The sequence below is a fragment of the Nocardia sp. NPDC051990 genome (assembly GCF_040680755.1).
Lineage (GTDB): Bacteria > Actinomycetota > Actinomycetes > Mycobacteriales > Mycobacteriaceae > Nocardia.
In genome coordinates this window covers 192049-210056 of record NZ_JBFAXH010000010.1, presented here as the reverse complement: position 1 = coordinate 210056, position 18008 = coordinate 192049, and the positions used below count along the sequence as shown (strand labels likewise).

At 65.6% G+C, this 18008-nt stretch carries 16 protein-coding genes and 1 pseudogene; 2 read left to right on the top strand and 15 right to left on the bottom strand.

Going from position 1 to position 18008, the window contains the following annotated elements:
* The 9 genes and pseudogenes from AB0L63_RS20345 to AB0L63_RS20305 form a co-directional block, all read right to left on the bottom strand.
* Window positions 1-194: pseudogene (locus AB0L63_RS20345) on the bottom strand (hypothetical protein); the annotation flags it as partial.
* Window positions 195-300: 106 nt separating this feature from the next.
* Complete coding sequence (locus AB0L63_RS20340) at window positions 301-1908, bottom strand: long-chain fatty acid--CoA ligase (protein WP_364502901.1); 1608 nt, start codon at window positions 1906-1908, stop codon at window positions 301-303.
* A 61-nt stretch (window positions 1909-1969) separates the two neighbouring features.
* Window positions 1970-2626: a CoA transferase subunit B gene (locus AB0L63_RS20335; RefSeq protein WP_364502898.1), complete on the bottom strand. Its 657-nt coding sequence runs from the start codon at window positions 2624-2626 to the stop codon at window positions 1970-1972.
* A 1-nt stretch (window position 2627) separates the two neighbouring features.
* On the bottom strand, window positions 2628-3392 hold the full coding sequence (locus tag AB0L63_RS20330; RefSeq protein WP_364502895.1) for a CoA transferase subunit A: 765 nt from the start codon (window positions 3390-3392) through the stop codon (window positions 2628-2630).
* Window positions 3389-3991, bottom strand: coding sequence for an alpha/beta fold hydrolase (locus AB0L63_RS20325; RefSeq protein ID WP_364502892.1), 603 nt, complete (start codon window positions 3989-3991; stop codon window positions 3389-3391). Before AB0L63_RS20325 ends, AB0L63_RS20330 begins: the two co-directional genes overlap by 4 nt.
* A 24-nt stretch (window positions 3992-4015) precedes the next feature.
* Window positions 4016-5356 carry an MFS transporter gene (locus AB0L63_RS20320; RefSeq protein WP_364502889.1) on the bottom strand — a complete coding sequence of 447 codons (1341 nt, stop codon included), beginning with the start codon at window positions 5354-5356 and terminating at the stop codon, window positions 4016-4018.
* Window positions 5357-5494: 138 nt separating this feature from the next.
* Window positions 5495-6547, bottom strand: a complete 1053-nt coding sequence (locus tag AB0L63_RS20315) for a 3-keto-5-aminohexanoate cleavage protein (protein ID WP_364502887.1) — start codon at window positions 6545-6547, stop codon at window positions 5495-5497.
* 41 nt (window positions 6548-6588) lie between these two features.
* Complete coding sequence (locus AB0L63_RS20310; protein WP_364502884.1) at window positions 6589-7482, bottom strand: TauD/TfdA family dioxygenase; 894 nt, start codon at window positions 7480-7482, stop codon at window positions 6589-6591.
* A 42-nt stretch (window positions 7483-7524) separates the two neighbouring features.
* Window positions 7525-8499, bottom strand: coding sequence for a quinone oxidoreductase (locus tag AB0L63_RS20305; protein WP_364502882.1), 975 nt, complete (start codon window positions 8497-8499; stop codon window positions 7525-7527).
* A gap of 295 nt (window positions 8500-8794) precedes the next feature.
* On the opposite strand from AB0L63_RS20305, the gene AB0L63_RS20300 reads away from it, so the two are divergent.
* Window positions 8795-9808, top strand: a complete 1014-nt coding sequence (locus AB0L63_RS20300) for an AraC family transcriptional regulator (RefSeq protein WP_364502879.1) — start codon at window positions 8795-8797, stop codon at window positions 9806-9808.
* A gap of 42 nt (window positions 9809-9850) precedes the next feature.
* Here AB0L63_RS20300 and AB0L63_RS20295 read toward each other — a convergent pair whose 3' ends face one another.
* The 6 genes from AB0L63_RS20295 to AB0L63_RS20270 all read right to left on the bottom strand — a co-directional run bounded on the left by AB0L63_RS20295 (window position 9851) and on the right by AB0L63_RS20270 (window position 17339).
* On the bottom strand, window positions 9851-11128 hold the full coding sequence (locus tag AB0L63_RS20295) for a cytochrome P450 (RefSeq protein WP_364502876.1): 1278 nt from the start codon (window positions 11126-11128) through the stop codon (window positions 9851-9853).
* A 314-nt stretch (window positions 11129-11442) separates the two neighbouring features.
* Window positions 11443-12615: an aminoglycoside phosphotransferase family protein gene (locus AB0L63_RS20290; protein WP_364502873.1), complete on the bottom strand. Its 1173-nt coding sequence runs from the start codon at window positions 12613-12615 to the stop codon at window positions 11443-11445.
* A 160-nt stretch (window positions 12616-12775) separates the two neighbouring features.
* Window positions 12776-13006 (bottom strand): gamma-glutamyltransferase, encoded by a 231-nt coding sequence (locus AB0L63_RS20285; RefSeq protein WP_364502931.1) that lies wholly within the window; start codon window positions 13004-13006, stop codon window positions 12776-12778.
* Between the two features lie 113 nt (window positions 13007-13119).
* Complete coding sequence (locus tag AB0L63_RS20280) at window positions 13120-14022, bottom strand: SAM-dependent methyltransferase (protein ID WP_364502871.1); 903 nt, start codon at window positions 14020-14022, stop codon at window positions 13120-13122.
* A gap of 467 nt (window positions 14023-14489) precedes the next feature.
* On the bottom strand, window positions 14490-16655 hold the full coding sequence (locus AB0L63_RS20275) for an acyltransferase family protein (RefSeq protein WP_364502869.1): 2166 nt from the start codon (window positions 16653-16655) through the stop codon (window positions 14490-14492).
* Window positions 16656-17027: 372 nt separating this feature from the next.
* Window positions 17028-17339, bottom strand: coding sequence for a hypothetical protein (locus tag AB0L63_RS20270; protein ID WP_364502866.1), 312 nt, complete (start codon window positions 17337-17339; stop codon window positions 17028-17030).
* A 32-nt stretch (window positions 17340-17371) separates the two neighbouring features.
* Between AB0L63_RS20270 and AB0L63_RS20265 the strand changes: the two genes are divergently transcribed.
* The gene (locus AB0L63_RS20265) at window positions 17372-17737 is read left to right on the top strand and encodes a TetR-like C-terminal domain-containing protein (protein WP_364502928.1); all 366 of its coding nucleotides are present in this window, start codon (window positions 17372-17374) and stop codon (window positions 17735-17737) included.
* Window positions 17738-18008 lie beyond the last annotated feature (271 nt).

The following is an 18008-nucleotide window of genomic DNA, read 5'->3' as shown; positions in this document are numbered from 1 at the left end:
ACAGACTTGATCTTGAAAACACCCTCCTCGACAACCATCGAACCCGCATCGGTGGTGACAATGGACTGGGTATCGGTGGCGTTGGCCGTGAAACCAACCGCACCGCCCTCATCACCAGGCTGCGCGCCCGCCGAACCAGACGCGATACCAACCGCGGCCACCAAACCCGCGGCCACCGTAACGATTTTCCTCATCTTTATTTCTTTCTCATCATCGTTGATGCGATAGGCAATACCGTGAGGTGATTGCCGGTGGTGATGGAACGGGCTAGGTACCCGCTCCCGCATCCGGCGCAGGGGATCAGGCGCCAGAACTCGTGTCGGCCGCCGAGTCGGCCGCGACAGTTGCACCGTGGGTTGCGGCGAGTTCGCGTTTGAGGATCTTGCCGCTGGCGGTCATCGGCAGCGTGGCGGTGAATTCGATGGTGCGGGGGTATTTGTAGGCGGCCAGCTGCTGTCGGCACCAGGCGATGAGCTCGTTTTCGGTGATCGTGGTTCCGGCTTCGGGGACGACGACGGCCTTGATCTCCTCGCCGTAGTGCGAGTCGGGAATGCCGATAACGGCCGCCAAGGAGACCGCGGGGTGGGTGACCAGGACTTCTTCGATTTCGCGGGGATAGACGTTGAATCCGCCGCGCACGATCATGTCCTTGGCCCGGTCGACGATGTAGTAGAAACCGTCCGCGTCACGGCGGGCGAGATCGCCGGTGCGGAACCAGCCGTCGCGCATCACCTCGGCGGTGGCCTCGGGGCGGTTGTGGTAACCCTTCATGACATTGTGGCCGCGCAGCGCGATCTCGCCGATCTCGCCGACACCGGTGACCGTGTGCCACTTGGCATCGATCAGTCGGGCTTCGATGCCCCACACCGGAATTCCGATCGACCCGGGCCGGGGATCGCGGTCGGGATCGGCGAACAACGCCAACGGGGAGGTTTCCGATAATCCGTAGCCCTCCAGGATCTGGACACCGAAGCGCTGCGCGAAGCGCGACAGAATGTCGATCGGGAGGGCGGCGCCGCCGGACACAGCCTTGCGCAGCGTGCCGGCGATCCGCTCGACGTCGACGTGCGCATCGACGGCTTGGAGCAGCCCCCAGTACATGGTCGGCACTCCCGCGAAAAAGGTGATGCGCTCATCGGCCAGCGTCCGCAGCGCGGTGGCCGCATCGAAACGCGGCAAGAGCACCAGCGTCGCGCCGACCGAGACACCGGCGTTCATGTGGATGGTCTGGCCGAAGGAATGGAACAGCGGCAATGTCACCAGATGGGTGTCGTGTCGGTCGGGGCGGTTGTCGAACAGCCGGTTTGCCGTCAGCGCGTTCATCACCATATTGGTGTGGGTCAGTTCGGCACCCTTGGGACGGCCGGTGGTTCCGCTGGTGTAGAGGATGACCGCGGTGTCGTCGGCGCGGCGAGTGATGGTGTCGAACGCTGCTGGCTGGGCCGCAACAGCTCGAGCCAGGGTGTCGACGCCCGGATACGGCGAAGGGGCCTGCGGATCCGCGGTGATCAAGACCATGTCGCGGCAGCCGGGTGCCTGCTGGAATCCCTCGTGACCGTACTCTCCCATGGGCAGCTCGGCCGTGCCTTCGAAGCAGAAGTAGAAGTCGGCTTCGGAATCGGTGAGGTGGTAGGCGATTTCGCGGGGTCGCAGCAGGATGTTGAGGGGAACGACGACCGCGCCGGCCTTGAGGATGCCGTAGTAGACGATCAGGAATTCCGGCAGGTTCGGGCACGACAGTGCGACTCTGCCGCCGGGCTCGACGCCGCGGGTGGTCAGCAGGTGCGCGATCTGATTGGCGCGGGTGTCGAGTTCGGCGTAGGTGAGGCGTTCGGCACCAAGCACGACAGCGTCGTCATCAGGATTGCGGCGCGCCGAATCCTCCAGCAGCACAGCAAGATTGAGCACGGAATACCTTTCGGGGAATCGTTGGGAGCGCGAGCGCCGGACGGAGCCGTCGGGCGCTCGGTCAGGGCATAGTGGTCAGCGGTGCGGCGGTCGCCGCGCGGACATCGGCCTCGCTGATGCCCGGTGCACACTCGCGCAACGCCAAACCGGTGGCGGTGACGTCGATGACAGCGAGGTTGGTGATGATGCGTTGTACGACCTGTTCGCCGGTCAGCGGGAGTGTGCAGCGCGGGACGATCTTCGACGCACCGGATTTGTCGGTGTGTTCCATGAGGACGATCACCCTCCGGGCGCCGTGGACCAGGTCCATCGCGCCACCCATGCCTTTGACCATGTGGCCGGGCACCATCCAGTTGGCCAGGTCGCCGGTGGCCGAGACCTGCATGCCGCCGAGGACGGCGGTGTCGATGTGACCGCCGCGGATCATGCCGAAGCTGGTGGCGGAGTCGAAGAACGCGGCACCCGCAAGGGTGGTGACGGTTTCCTTGCCGGCGTTGATCAGATCGGGATCGACGTCAGCTTCGCGCGGGTAGGGGCCGGTGCCGAGAATGCCGTTCTCGGAGTGGAGGGTGACGCGGACGCCCTCGGGCAGGTGATTGGGAATCAGGGTCGGCAGGCCGATGCCGAGGTTGACGTATTCGCCGGTCCGCAGTTCGCGGGCGGCACGAGCGGCCATCTCGGTGCGGGACCAGCCGAGAACGGTGCTGGCGGTGGTCATATCAATGCTCCTGGGCGACAGTGCGTTTCTCGATCCGTTTGAGCTGCGGTCCGGTGTGCACGATGCGGTCGACGAAGATGCCGGGCAGATGAATGTGTTCAGGGTCGAGATCGCCTGCGGGAAGCAGCTTCTCGACCTGGGCGATGCAGACGCGTCCGGCCATGGCCGCGAGCGGGTTGAAGTTGCGGGCGGACTTGTTGAACACCAGGTTGCCCTCGGTGTCAGCGACGAGCGCGTGCACCAGCGCGTAGTCCGCGGTGAGGGCTTCCTCGAGCACGTATCGCCGGTGGCCCCACCGGCCGCCGAAGTTGCGGACCTCCTTGGGTGGCGAGGCCACGGCGACCGATCCGTCGGGCGCGTACTTCCACGGCAGGCCACCTTCGGCGACCGGGGTGCCCACACCGGCGGGGGTGAAGAACGCCGGGACACCGGCACCGCCGGCCCGGAGCTTCTCGGCGAGCGTGCCCTGCGGGGTCAGCTCGACTTCGAGTTCACCGGACAAATACTGGCGGGCGAACTCGCTGTTCTCCCCCACATAGGAGGCGGTGATGCGACGAATCCGCTTGTCTGCCAGCAGGATTCCCAGCCCATTCTGATCGGTCCCGCAGTTGTTGGAGATGATTTCGAGATCGGTGACATCACGTGCGGCCACAGCCGCGATGAGTACGTCCGGGATGCCGCACAAACCGAATCCACCAACCGCCAGACAAGATCCGGACGCGATGTCGGCAACCGCTTCTGCGGCCGTGGTCACGACCTTGCTCACCGTCGGGCCTCCGCACCGGACACCGAAGGGGTGGTGGTAACGATCAGCTCACGCAGCAGTTCCTCCGCGCGAGGCCAGTAACCGTATCCGGAGGCGGGATTGAGGTGTCCGACGTCGCCGAGGTCGACCAGGCGGCTGCCCCATGCCTCGGCCATGCCCGCAACGCGCCGGTGCGAGGCGAGCGGGTCGTTGGTGGAGGCGGCCACAATGCTCGGGAACGGCAGCCGTTGCCGTGGAGTCGGGTTCCAGCCGCCCGCGTCGAGCTCGTCCGGTGACGGGTATCCCTGCGGCAGTGGTGCGTCGAAGTCCGGCGGAGTGGCGAGCAGCGCCCCCTGCACGGGCCGGGTGGCCTGCTGCGCCCAGTGCACTGTGATCATGACGCCGGCGCTGTGCGCAACCAGCACCACGGGGCCTTCGATGTCGCCGAGTGCGGCGTCGAGCGCGGCGACTCGGGCGGCGCGGGACAACTTGTCGCGCTCGAGCGGCGGGACCGTGTGGACGGTGTCCAGCCGTTCGGCGAGCAGGGTCTGCCAATGTTCGGGCACGTGGTCGCGCAGCCCGGGCACGATCACGACGGTGGGGTCGGGGGTGTCTTTCATGGTGTGTGGCAGTTCCTTTCCAGATCAGTGCGAGGCCATGCGCTCGACGGCGACGAGCTTGCGCAGCCCCGCGGGGTAGGCGCGTTTACCCAGCATCAGGGCGGCGATGGCGGCCAGGTAGGTGAGCGGTGCGAGTCGCAGTGCGTTCGCCAGACCGAGGTGATCGGCGAGGACACCGACGACGAATGGGCCGAGGGCGAGCCCGAGCAGGCTGTTGGCCAGGGTGAGGGTGCCGAACGCCGACGCCCGCACCGAGGTGTGGGTGAGGTTGGCGACCATGGCTGCGGTCGGCCCCGACGACCCGCCGGAGAAGAAGGCGCCGATACCGATGAGCAGCAGCTGCAATGGACCGGCAGTGAGGCTGAAGCCGACCGCGAGGCACAGCAGCGAGATCGTGCAGAAGACGATTGCGGCGGTCCATTTGCGCGACATGTCCGCGCGGCCGACCCGGTCGGTGATCACGCCGCAACTCACCATACCCGCGCCGACGAGCAGCACGAATACCGAGGCGACCGCGCCGGCCCGGTCGGGGGCCAGATCGTAGTAGCGGTTGAAGAAGCTCGGCGTCCACGACAGCAGGACCGCGGCGGTGAAGATCTGCAGGGCGCTTCCCAGATAGGCGCACAGCACCGCTGGGTTGGTGAACAGCGTCGACACCGGTGCGCGGAAGCCGGTGCCACTGTGCGGTGCTTGCGGTCCCGGTTCGGCGGCGTGGCGGGCCAGTTTCGCCTCGGTCACGGCTGCACGGAACAGCACTGCCAGGATCAGACCGAAGATCGCCATGGTGGCGAAGGACCAGCGCCACCCCAGCTGAACGGCGACGATGCCGCCCAGGCCGACACCGAGCATCGATCCGAACGAGCCGCCGGCCATGAAGGCCCCGCTGAGGGCGGCGTGCACCCGCGGGGCGAACACGCTGAGCACCACCGCGATGCCGACGCTGCCATAGGCGGCCTCGCCGACGCCGACGAGGAAGCGGGCGGCGAGCATCTGCTCGTAGTCGGCGGCGACCGCGCATAGCAGGGTCGCCGCGCTCCATACCACCGCCATCAGCACCAGGCAGCGAACCCGGCCCCAGCGGTCGGCAAGCATCGACAACGGCAGGGTGAGCAGTCCGACCATGAGTGCGACGATGCTGGTAAGCGATGCCAGCCGCGAATCGGACAGTGCCCATTCACTTTTCAGGAAGGGAAAGACGGCGCTGAGAACCTGCCGGGACATGTAGTCGGCCAGCAGCAGGCCGAATGCCAGCGCGAAGACTACCCACGGATACCAGCGGCGGGTTCGCGGTACGCGGGTGGCCGCCGGGGCCGGGGCGGCGACCGTGTGGTCATCCGCCCCGGTGGCGGTAGTGTGCAACTCCATTGGTGCTCCTACGAATCCGGTGCACCGTGACGGTGGTGCGGCGCACCGGAGCTGAGGGGGAAAGATAGGGGCGCGAGATCCCTGTGACCCGCGCCCCGAGCCGGGCGGCGGCCGAAGCTACCGCAAGGAGTCGGATGCTCAGCCGTGGTGGGTGAAGCCGACCTGGCCGGGCTTGCGGTTGGGTGCGAATCCGATCTTGGCGAGGGTCTCGTCGGCGTCGGCGTAGGTAGTGCCGATCTTGTAGATTTCGCGGGCCTCCTTGCCGGTGGCGACCTCGCGGCCCAGTTCCCCGGCGACCCGGACCAGCTGCTGGATCTGCTGGACCGAGGTCATCTTCTGGCCCTTGCGGCCCCACAGGGTGTCCTCGTTACCGCAGCGGGTGTGCAGTCCCATGGCGATCGCCATGGCGTTGACGGGCAACACTGAGCGCATCAGTGTCTCGAGGGTCAGGCAGGCGCCGTCCGGGACACGCTGGATGAAATTCATGATGTTGTACGGGTTCGGGCCGTCGAAACCGCCACCGATACCGACCCAGGTCAAGTTCAGCGGACCGGTGTATACGCCGCGGCGGATGAGCCGTTCGACCGTCTCGAGCTGCGGAATGCTCGAAAGCTGGAAGTGCGGCTGGATCCCGGCGGCCTGCAGGCGGCGCAGGTGCTCGGCGACCCATTCGGGACCGGCCGGCACGGTCATCTCCCGGTACGCCGTCGCGAGTTCCGGACGCTCCATCGACGTACCCGCGATGTCGTCGGCGGTCATCAATTCCATGATGTTCATCTGGCTGGTGTTGATCGCGATGGTCACCTGATCCGGCTTCGGATCGAGTTCGGCCAGCATGTGGCGGGTGTCGTCGGACAGCCACTTCGCATCGGCGCCTTCGCCTTCGGGTGCGAACGAGATCGATCCGCCGACCTGCAGGATCATCTCGGGGACGGCCTCACGCAGCCCGGCGAGCAACTCGTTGAACTTCGAGAGCCGCTTGGAGCCCTTACCGTCGAGCTCACGCACATGGATGTGCAACACGGTCGCACCGGCCTCGTAACAGTCCACCGCCTGCTGGATATGTTCCTCCATCGTCAACGGCAGATCCTCACGGAAGTCGTCGGGCTCCCACTCCGGGCCGTACGGTGCGCTGGTGATGACCAGCTTCTCCTGGTTCTCCGGGAACAGCGCGTCGTCGTGGAAATGCATCAGAATTCTCCGAATCGAGTGAGGTTGCGGGTGAATTTTCTTCAGAAGGTCGCGTCGCCGACGATCCCGGCGCGCTCCATCTTTCGGACGGCGGGCCAATAGTCCTGGACCGCGTAGTGCTGGGTGGAGCGGTTATCCCAGATGGCGAAGCTGTTCTTCGTCCACCGCCAGCGCACCTGGTATTCGGGGATGGCGGCCTGCCGCATCAGGTAGTGCAGCAGCTCGGCGGCTCCAGGGGCGTAGTCCGCGCCGAAACGCACGTTCTCGGGTGTGTGGTAGTTGACCAGGTGCGTGGTGAAGGAGTTGACGAACAGGATCTGTTCGCCGGTTTCGGGGTGGGTGCGCACCACCGGGTGCTCGGCGTCGGGGAACCGTTGCGCGAGTTCGTGGCGCTTGTCGATCGTCAGGGCCGCGCCGAAGCTGGCTTCGATGCTGTGCCGGGCCCGAAGCGTCTGAATGCGCTGCTTGACCTGCTCGGGCAGGCGCCGGTAGGCCTCGACCATGTTCACCCAGATGGTGTCGCCGCCCACCGGTGGTGCCTCCACGCAGCGCAGGATGCTGCCCATGGGTGGGTGCTTGCGCCAGGTCGCATCGCAGTGGTAGGCGTTCTCGTAGTGCTCGGGCGGGCTGTCAAGGTCCTTGTAGATGCGCACCAGGCCGGGATGGTCCGGATCGCTGCCGACCACCGGATGGTCCTCCAACGGGCCGAAGCGCTGCGCGAGAGCGACATGATCAGCGCGGCTGATGTCCTGGTCGCGGACGAACAACACCTTGTACTCGAGCAACAGGGCGCGCAACTCGGCGAACAGCGCGTCGTCATGAGCCGCCAGCGCAAGGTCGACATCGAACAGCTCGGCGCCGATCGTGCAGGTCAGCGGCTTCACGCCGATCGAGCTGCGCACCGTCGAATCGTCCAGAGGGGCAATGGTTGTCATGAATGGTCCTCCAAGGGATCGAGCCGCCGCGGCGGGCGGGTGTCAGAGGGTGAAGACCGAGGAGCCGATGCTGCGACCGGATTCCAGGTCACGGTGTGCGCGCACTGCGTCGGACAGCTTGTAGCGCTGGTTGATCTCGATCCGGATCCGCCCCGCCGCGACGTGGGCGAACAGCTCGCCCGCCAGTTCGGCGCGCTCGGCGGGGTCGGCGATGTAGTCGGCGAGCGCGGGACGGGTGACGAACAGCGAACCCTTGACCGCCAGCTGCATGGCGTTGATGGGCGGTGTCGGCCCGGAGGCGGTGCCGAAGCACACCAGCAACCCGCGCCGCGACAGCGCATCCAGTGACGTCTCGAAGGTGGTCTTGCCGATGCTGTCGTAGACCACCGGCACACCCGCGCCATCGGTAAGCTCACGCACCCGAGCGGCGACGTCCTCGCGGGTGTAGATCACCACATGATCGCAGCCATGCGCCCGCGCAATCTCGGCCTTCTCCTCACTCGACACGGTCCCGATCACCGTGAGCCCCAGCAGTTTCGCCCACTGCAGGAAGATCAACCCGACCCCGCCGGCAGCCGCGTGCAACAGCACAGTGTCCCCGGCCCGCAGGGGGTGAATACGGCGCAACAGGTAGGCCGTGGTCAGCCCGCGCATGGTCATGGCCGCGGCTGTATCGAAGCCGATCTCGTCCGGCAGCCCGATCAGATGCTCGGCCGGCATCACTCGCTCGGTGCTGTAGGCACCCAACGGGCTGCCGGTATAGGTGACCCGGTCGCCCGGCTGAAAACCGTCGACCCCGGGGCCGACAGCCACGATCACACCGGCCGCCTCGACTCCCATACCGGCCGGCAACGCGGCCGGGTACAAGCCGCTACGAAAGTAGGTGTCGGCGAAGTTCAACCCGACCGCCTCGTGCCGGATGCGCACTTCGCCGGGCCCGGGCTCGCCCACTTCGACCTCTTCCCAGCGCAACACCTCCGGGCCGCCGGTCTCGTAGAAGCGAACAGCCTGTGCCATAGTGAATCTCCTCTTCATCGCCGCCACGTGTGGGCGCGGGCGGTCTACAGGTCCGACAAAACGGGATGTCCGGAATCGGCTATCCACAACGCCCTCGACGGGCGCTCACGGTTACCGGACTGATCGAGTGCGCGATGTCAGCGGAAGGTCGTGCCGGGTGCGCTCACCGATCACGATCTCCTCCTTTCCGCTGGTCACCGTCGCTGTGATGGAATCCACAGTAAGTCAGATCGCTTACCCATGCTTATCTTGGCGGGACAGAATTGCATTCATCTCGGGACATCAGGAGAGCGTGTTGAAGCCGCTGGCTCGCTATGCCGCACTGCACAGCTATGTGGAACTCGGGCACTCACTCGGCCTGGACCCAGTGGAGCTGATGCGTGCAGCCGGTCTCGATCCGGCCAGCTTGAGCCTGCAGGACCGCTGGGTTCCTGCCGCCGCCATAGCCGATCTGCTCGAAGCCTCAGCGAGTGCGTCCGGGTGTGAGGATTTCGGGTTACGGCTGGCCGAACGCCGCCGCTTCGCCAATCTCGGCCCATTGAGTTTGGTCATCCGGGAGGAACCCGATGTCCGCAGTGCGCTGCGGGTCATGTCCCGGCACGAGCACATGTACAACGAGTCCCTGCACACTCGCCTCACCGAGCACAACGGCATCGCCACCATCCGGGTGACTCTCGATCTCGGAGCGCCCGGCGAACCCCGGCAAGCCATCGAGTTGGTCGTCGGCGTGCTTCACGGACTCCTGCGCGGGTTTCTCGGGACCGGTTGGCAACCCATGGAAGTCCGCTTCACTCACCACGCACCGAGCGACCGGCGCACCCACCACCGCATCCTCGGCCCGCAAGTCACGTTCGACCAGCCTTTCAACGGCATCCTGATCTACACGACCGATCTCGACGCCTCGAACGCCATGTCGGACCCCCAACTGCGCGCCTACGCCCAGCAGTTCCTCGGCCCCGTCCGCGACGTCCACTCCGCGACGACACTCGACCGCGTCCGCCAACTCATCGAACTCCTCCTTCCCACCGGCCGCTGCTCGGTCGATCAGATCGCCCGCAGCCTCGGCGTCGACCGCCGCACGATCCACCGCCACCTCGCCGCCGAGGGCGAAACGTTCACAACCTTGCTCGATGCCACCCGCGCCGAACTGGCTCAACACATGGTCACCAGCCGTCGCCACACAGTCACCGAGATCGCCGAACTGCTCGCCTTCTCCTCTCCCGGCAACTTCTCCCGGTGGTTCCGCCAACGCCACGGCTGTAGCCCCACACAGTGGAGAGCTCGCGGAACTCGAGCCGCCCCTCGATGAGCTTGCCCGAAACTGCCTCACACCCGTCCGGTGACGTGTGAGTCAGGGCAGGCGCGCAGGTTCGTTGTTGACGTTCAACGGAGAAGTGGGCGGAAAGGTAACCGGTAGTGCCGTCAGTGCCCGGTGGAAGGGCCCCTGTCGCCAGGCCGGCGCGCCGTCCGTTACGTCGAGCTGGATTTCGGGTAGGGCGTCGAGGAGCTGGTCGATGGCATCCTGAGCGATCAAATAGGCCAGAGATTGCGCGGGACAGGCGTGGGGGCCGATACCCCAAGCCAGGTGTGAACGATTGCCGGTCAGGTCACCGGTCCGAATGGAATCGTCGTTGTTGCAGGCGGCCATGCTGATGACGACCGGCTGGTCGGCCGGCAGCCAAACACCGTCGATGAGGATCGGCTGACGAGGGTAGGTGATCAGAAGGTTGGCCAGTGGCGGGTCGTTGAACAACACCGCGTCCAATGCCTCCCGCGAGGACATGTTTCCGCCCCGAACACTGTCACCGAAATGATCGTCGGTGAGGATCAGCAGCAAGGTATTGACGATCAAGTTCAGCTCGAACTCGATACCTGTGCCGTAGACCTGCGACACATGATGCGATACCTCGACGTCATCCAGGGCGGCGGGGTGCTGCTGTAGTACCGAGGTGATGTCGTTTCCCGGCTCCGCTCGTTTGAGGGTTACCAGGTTCATCAGCGCCTCGCCGAGTATCTGGTTGCCTTTCTCAGCGTCGACCCCCTCGAGCAACGCGGCCGTGCCGGCGGCGACCTGCTGCCCGATGTCCGGCGGGCAGCCGAGCATGGAATTCACGACTTCGAACGCCAGCGGATATACGTACTGACTGATCAGCTCCGCACGGCCATCCTGGCAGAACCCGTTGATCAGGGGGATCGCGATATTCTCCACAATGTCGTGCAGGGCATACAGATCCACTGCCTCGACGCTTGCCGTGATGGCCTGCCGATATCGCACGAAATCTGCTCCGGCGCTCCTGCTGGCCATGGGACGCCACTCCAGCAGTGGGAGGATCGGGCAGTCGGGCGGGACCGTTTTCTGCCACGCGCGCGGATCGGCGGGGAAGTGCTCGGGATCGTTGAGGATGCGCAGCGCAGCGTGGTAACCGATTACCAGCGTAGCCGGTACATCGGGCGCCAATTCGACCGGCGCCAACGAGCCGTACTGCCTTCGCATTTCACGATATGCACGGTGCGGATCGGCGGCGAACTCCGGCGTATGCAGCGGTATTCGCGGGCCGTCGGAATCAATCGGCGAGCCGTGGGCGACCGGGCACGACTGTGCGCGCGCCCGGAACTGCGACGTACTCAAGAAGAAACTCCAGACTGTTCGTATTGCACATTGCTGTAGCACTGCACTGTGCCGAGTCGCTGCTCCCGAGAGCATGGTCGTTCTGCTGGCTCGGCAGGAACCGTCGATGGTATAGCGAGCAGCGCAGTGCTGCAGGACAGCATGAGACCCGTACTGGCAGAATCTTCTTGGCGCAAATGAGCCGCGTGCCGAAGACAGCGCGATCGCAGTAATTCAGCCGTGATCGTGGACTGCCGGGCCTGGCATCGACGCGGGTGATGGTCGGAGAGTGTGACACCTGACGCTCCACACGTACCACACCCTCCACTGCCGGACTAGACGCCGAGGGCTTTCAACGAATCGTGATCGTCGATCGCTGTGGTGATGCGCTTCAACAACGTCAAACACGTTTCGGTCGATTGCATCTTGGGTTGATAGGCCGCACGGCCGATCGTGAAAGCCCATGCGGCGTAGGCGAACATGGACTGCTGCCGGTACAGCAGCCAGGCGTCGTCGAACGATGGCACCTCGCCGCCGGCGTGGCCGAGTTCGTCCAGGTATGCCTCCAGCAGTTCGCGGTCCCACGCACGCCGGTCCTCGGGCTCACATCCGGAGTTGACGGTATAGGCGAAGTCGTGGGCCCACCCGCCACGCATCACCACCTGCCAGTCGACATACCCCATTCGGCCGTCACCAGTCACGTAGGTTTGCCCGATATGCGGGTCGCCGTGCAGCAAGGTCGCGGGAACGTCATCGGTCGCAATCGCGATGGCCCGCTCGACGCCCGCCCACAACCGCTCGCTCTGTCCGTGCAAGGCTGCGGGAACGACCTCTTCCGCCCGGTGCAGGCCGACCTCGCAACGCTTCTTCATATCGATCGCGGCGAGATAGGCGTTGAGCATGTAGGCCGGAGTGTTGAGGACCCCGATCGACGAGTCCTCCCAGAATGTGCCGTGCAGCCGCGCGAGATTGCGCACCAGATCTTCGATCTGATCGCGGGCGATGGGAGCAGTCGGCTCGCTGAATACCGCCCCGCGTGTCGCGGCGATGTCCTCCATCAGCGCGATCGACCGCCACGACGATGGATCGGAGGCGCCCCAGTAGCCGGTCGGGGCCTCCATGTCGACTCTGGGTCGGAAGTCCCGGAAGAAGCGGGTTTCTCCGTCGATCATCTTTCCGCCGCCGAGCAGTATGCGCTGGCTGAATGCCGTGGTGGTCTTCGCGAACAGCTCCGTCGGCAGTCCCGACTGGGTGCCCACGTCGTTGTATTCGACCCGGATCGCGACTCGGGTCGAGGTACCCCGGCTGCCGTTGGCCGTGTCGAACGACAGCACCTCGGCATCGGGGACATCGCGGCACAGGACAGCTGTCAGCCACTCAGGGGTGATCTTCTCGCCGGAAACCGGGACATCGTGGATGGACCGCGCCATCGGTCGGGTGATCTTCTCACTCAGCATATGAGCACCGACGGTTGCGGATCGCCCGAGCAACCAGAGTTTATGGTTCATGCGCTTGCCTCGATTCCAGAAGTACGACAACACTGTCCGAGCAGCTGACCTCAACGGTCGACGCCCGCAGACAGTACCCGATCCTTCTGGAAGATGTTGTACGACAATGGCATTGCCTACTACGCATCGAACCCCTGGACGGTGACCGCATTTGGCGAGGTCAGCGCGATCTACTCGATGCCCCGCTCATGTGGGAACTCGACACACAGTCTCCCGCGGCGCACGACCCGAACCGTTCAAGCCGTACGCCTTGCCACTGTGGAGTGTCGGTTCTCGACGGCGCATACAAGACGAAATCGTTCCCGCCGATGCCCGTGGAACCCGGCTCGGCCACGCTTTGCACTGCGCAGGCGGCTATCGCCGCATCGCACGCGTTGCCGCCGCGCCGCAGGATGTCGAAGCGGTCGAGGTGGCGAGGCTGTGGGAGGTGGCAACGGCGGCATGAGAGCCCAGCACCACCGGCCGACCGGGCAGTCGCAGTTCACGCATGCCGAATTCGCGCCGTCACCGGTGCTTCTCGGCAGATATGTAGGACGCCTGCCGCGCCAGGTTGAGCAGCTCGATGGGCAGCTCGGCGGGCCAGTCGGTGATCGCGCGGTCGTAGGTGGCGGCCAGGTCGAAAGGGGTGGCGCGATGGACCGACCAGTCGTGCTGAGACAGCCAGTCCCCGGGATCGGCGCGGGCGTCGTCGTACCACAGGTCGCGCACGTTCAGGTTGCTGAACGGGTTGGGGCCGAAGAACTTTTCTTCCATATCGAAGTGGTGCTGGTCCAGGCCGCGGCCGAAATCGTCGGCGGCCACACAGCTGCCCGGTGCGGACAGGGCGTCGATGCGTTCGAACAATGCGTCGTGTGCCGAACCCGGCAGGAACGGCAATAGCCCCTCGGCCGACCATGCCGCCGGCCGCCCCGGATCAAAACCCGCGGTAGTGAGCGCGGCAGGCCAGTCATCGCGCAGATCGACCGCCAGCGCGCGCTGCTCGGCCGTGGCCACGGCACCGTGCTCGGCGAGCACCCGGCTCTTGAACTCCAGCACACGGGGCTGATCGATCTCGAAGACGACCGTGCCCACGGGCCAATCCAGCCGATATGCTCGCGCGTCCAGACCGGATGCGAGGATCACTGCCTGACGCACACCCCGCTGCCACGCCGCGGCGAAGAACTCGTCGAAGAACTTTGTCCGAACTCCCATAAACCGCCCTAACAATCCGGCTTGGCCCGTCGAGGACGGGTCGTCGAGCATGTGCAAAAAGTGCGGTTCACCCGCCGCCTCGACGAACCACGCCGCATAGTCGTCGTGGATCAGCGGCTCAGGTTCGAGTGTCGCGAGTGCGCGAAACGTAGCGACGCCCAAGGCAGTCAGACCCACGCTGGTCACGATGTCCCAGCTGTCTCCATCCGTTCGCATAGATATCACCTCATGGTGTCCGCGCTCAGCAGAGCCTGCTGAGCGGAGCCGGCGCTCCGCATCCACCTCATCGATTTTCCTCTCACCCGCAACCTCTGGGCAACGCCCGAGATTCCGGCCGATTCCTCCCGATCCCGAATACCGCAGCCGTGGGTTCAGTGCAACACCGGCAACGGCTGACTCGGGAGAGTTGCGATGCGTATCGCCGCAATGGGGATGATTTGCGTCGGATGGTCGGTTATCAGCGTGGTTCGTATGCGAAGAATCTCGGTGATTCTGGTTGATAGGGTTTCATCGCCGAATTATGTCCGGAGAGTGAGACTTTCGCTGCTTTGTGGGCTCGTGACGATGTCGCGGTGCCGCATGGTCGTATAAAACCTGATCCGTACTTCGGCGGTGGGGGAGTCTGAGGTGTTCTCGACGAGTACGTCGTTGCCGTCGACTCCGCGTGCACCTGCGTGGCCGGCTCAGCCGTTGGCGAGCGCACGATCAGCGAGTGCGGCGATGACCGGTCCGAGTGTTCTGGCGTAACTGACGGTGAGGTGATTGTCGTCGCGATACACCAGGTTGTCACCGATGATGAGGGGACAGTAGGCGGCAGTGCAGAACAGCGAGGTCAGATCGGCGTACTGGCCGCCGTCGGCGGTGGCCGCTGCCTGCTCGACCCCGATACCCACGTCGTTGACCGCGACCGGCCGCGCTGGCGTGCATGCCGCGGCATCGTCGATATGTTCGGACAGACACGCTGGCACGGTGGTGTGCGGATCGGGGATCGACCCGAGAACAAGGACCGCCGCTCCGGTCGCTCGCAGCTGGCCGACCAGGCGGTTCAGGCTGTCGACCCAGGCCTGGTCGTAAGAGACGAAGCCGAAGTCGGCGCCGTAGCGCCGGGACATGCTCACCACGATCAGGCGGGGATGTTCGGCCCGTAACCGGGTCAGGATCTGGCCGCGCCACTGCTCGCATTCGGTGTACTCCCGGCCCAGATAGGGGCTGGTGATGGGCAAGCCGAGTAACGGGCAGGTGACCTTGGCCATGGTTTCCAACCGCCAGTGCCGCTGCGCGGCGATCAGCTCGAACGCCGGATGCCACATCGCGGCGTGTGAATCGCCGACCAGGGCCACTGTCGTGTCCGAGTCCGGATCGCCGGAGGCGCACTCGGCTTGTCCCACCTCACGCCACGATCGCACGCAGCCGTCGACGAACACGCCCGCCTTGTCGCCAGGCGCGTCGGCCAGCGATGGGGTGAGATTCGAAGGGACAGCTCGGATTTCGGCCGAGGCAGCGACTGCGGCCTGCGTCTGTGCGGTCAGCTGCTGGACCGCCGCGTCGCGCGCGTCGGCGCTGGGGCTGGCTGGTGCGGGTGGCGTGGCGAGCGTGAGCGCCGCGGCCGCCGCACCGCGACCGACCGGGATGGGAATGAGTACGAGCAGCATCAGTGCCACACCACCGGCGACCGCGGTGATCGCGCCGCCACAGGCGAGACTGCGGCCGGCCGATCCTCGCAACGGGGCGGCGAAGCGAACCGGGTTCTCGACCAGCCACATTGTGAGCATGGCGAGTCCACCTGCCATCACGACCGCGCCCATCGAACCACCAGGTCCGAGCTGGTGACCGAGCACGTACGGCGCCAGCAGTAAGACCGGCCAGTGCCACAGATACCAGGAGTACGACACGCGGCCGATCGCCCGCATTGCAGGCAGTGCCAGTCCGCGGCCAACCGCGAATGGTGTTTCCGCACAACCCGATATGATCACCAGGGCGGTACCGAGAACGGGCAGTAGGGCCGCGGTGCCCGGATACGGTGTCTTCCCGTTCAACTGGATACACGCCGCGATGATCAGGGTCAGCCCGATCCATCCGGCCGGGGCGGCGACCGATTTCGGCAGCCGGCACCACGCACCGGCCGACAGCGCGATCATGCCGCCGGCAGCCAGCTCCCAGGCCCGCGTCGGCAGCGAGAAGAATGCCCATGGTGGCAGCGTGCGGGTCAAGATCAGCGAGCCCGCGAAGGACAGCGCGGCGACAACCGCAAGAACGATCAGGTACGGGAATACAGCAGCCGAACCAGTTCGGCGCCGGCGCGTGAACCAGGCCGTGACGGCGATCAGTACGGGCCACAATAGATAGAACTGCTCCTCCACACCGAGAGACCAGAAGTGCTGAAACGGCGACGGAGACATGTCGCCGGCAAGGTAGTCGGTGCCGCGCAGGGCGAATCGATAGTTCCCGGTGTACAAGGCGCTGGCGATCCCATCGCCGAGGACTTGGCGGGCCTGCAGCGGCGGCAGCAGTACGGCCGCGCCGATCGCGGTGGCAGCCACCACGACACCCGCCGCGGGCAGTAGTCGGCGGGCCCGCGCGCCGTAGAACCGGACGAGCCCCACAGTGTCGGCGGCAGCCGCTTCCCGCCAGAGGATTCCGGTGACGAGGAAGCCGGAAATGACGAAAAAGACATCGACTCCAACGAATCCGCCCCCGACCCCGGGCGTGTTCGCATGAAAAAGCACAACGGCCAGTACGGCGACTGCTCGTAACCCCTCGATGTCGGGCCGAAATCTCCCGCGCGGTGTCGCATTGGGCGCCCGATCAGCCCGCCGATCTATCAATCCGCCGCTCGCCGCCACCGTCATGGGCGGCATTGTTATCGATCTCGCCGATTGTGTCACGGCAACTCACCGCGTACCAGGTTTCCTGACCTCGATGATTCGGCCGCAGAGCAGATCGAGTTCGGTATGGGTATTCCACTATGCGTCGAGCGGCTCGAACCGACAATCGGAAAATCCGGATAAATCAACCCGGCAATGAGGAATTCAATGTTTCGACTACGACGTGCTTGTCTACTCGACTTCGAGTCCTCTTACGCTGATTTGGTCAGCGAGCTGAGTGGTGTCGGCGCCGACGCCGAGGGCGGGGGACCGATCCGAGGTGCCGCCGAATGCCGTGCCTCCGAACGAGACACGGGTAGAACCATCCATGGTTACCGGCGGCACAGTCGGCGCCGGTCAGCGCGGTGTTTCGGCGGCGGTCCGCAGGTCGGCCAGCCAGGCTTCGAGACCGGCACCGAGAAAGTGGGTGGCGGTCGGCACGTCTGCCTCGACTTGGGTGCCGTTCCAGTTTTCCTCGGTGCGCACCAGGACGCCGCCGTCCACCGGGGTGAAGGTCCAGACATGAATTCCGCCCTCGATGCGCATCCCAGCACCGATCGCCGGTCCGCTCCACCGGATGCACCGAGATGGCTGCAGCTGCTGGACGGTGGAGGTGATTGTCAGGGTGGTCGCGGGCGTCGTGGTGGTGGCGGGGCGGGAGTAGTCCATCGGAACTGTGAACCAGCTCGCAGCGGCCCTGAATCCAGACGTTCGATGCTGGTGACCGGCTGCTGCCAGGACGGCCAGCGTTCTACGTCGGTCTGCAGATCCCAGACGCACCCGACGACACCACCGAGATCTCGAACGAGATCTTGACGATGCTGGTCGAGGCATGCTCCGTACAGGCCGCGGACCCGCAGGCGACACCGTTCGACACCCACCTCGAACACCATCGCCGATGGGCCGATGACCACTCCGCGCCAACCACAACTCTGCACCGAGCGGTGTCCTTCTGGACTCGGCTCCACGGCGTCCTGTCCCTCGAACTCGCCGGGCACTTCACCGGAATGGGGTTCGATCCCGCCCTACTGTTCGCCGACGAACTCGACACCCTCATCACACACTGACCACAGCGCAGCGGCGGCCGGCACTCGAACGGATACGGCACGCCCCGCCATCGAGTGAGCTCAACGACCCCAGCTCCCATCGACACCATATGGGGGCTGCTGATCGACAGCCGCAGCCGGCCCTGGCGGTCCTCCGGGGTGGACGAGCTGGTCGGCCGGGTCGTCCCCGGTGAGGCGACTGGCAGAGTTGGTCGAAGATCGGCGCATGGCCGACGACCTCGCCGGCTGCGCAGCAACCGCGTCGGGAACGCCGACCTGTGACCAGGCTGTC

Bases quoted from the DNA above. Each gene is read 5' to 3' on its own strand.
- AB0L63_RS20335 (WP_364502898.1), bottom strand. From the start codon at position 2,626: ATGACCACCGCCAGCACCGTTCTCGGCTGGTCCCGCACCGAGATGGCC.
- AB0L63_RS20325 (WP_364502892.1), bottom strand. From the start codon at position 3,991: ATGAAAGACACCCCCGACCCCACCGTCGTGATCGTGCCCGGGCTGCGC.
- AB0L63_RS20320 (WP_364502889.1), bottom strand. From the start codon at position 5,356: ATGGAGTTGCACACTACCGCCACCGGGGCGGATGACCACACGGTCGCC.
- AB0L63_RS20315 (WP_364502887.1), bottom strand. From the start codon at position 6,547: ATGCATTTCCACGACGACGCGCTGTTCCCGGAGAACCAGGAGAAGCTG.
- AB0L63_RS20310 (WP_364502884.1), bottom strand. From the start codon at position 7,482: ATGACAACCATTGCCCCTCTGGACGATTCGACGGTGCGCAGCTCGATC.
- AB0L63_RS20305 (WP_364502882.1), bottom strand. From the start codon at position 8,499: ATGGCACAGGCTGTTCGCTTCTACGAGACCGGCGGCCCGGAGGTGTTG.
- AB0L63_RS20290 (WP_364502873.1), bottom strand. From the start codon at position 12,615: ATGAACCATAAACTCTGGTTGCTCGGGCGATCCGCAACCGTCGGTGCT.
- AB0L63_RS20280 (WP_364502871.1), bottom strand. From the start codon at position 14,022: ATGCGAACGGATGGAGACAGCTGGGACATCGTGACCAGCGTGGGTCTG.
- AB0L63_RS20275 (WP_364502869.1), bottom strand. From the start codon at position 16,655: ATGACGGTGGCGGCGAGCGGCGGATTGATAGATCGGCGGGCTGATCGG.
- AB0L63_RS20270 (WP_364502866.1), bottom strand. From the start codon at position 17,339: ATGGACTACTCCCGCCCCGCCACCACCACGACGCCCGCGACCACCCTG.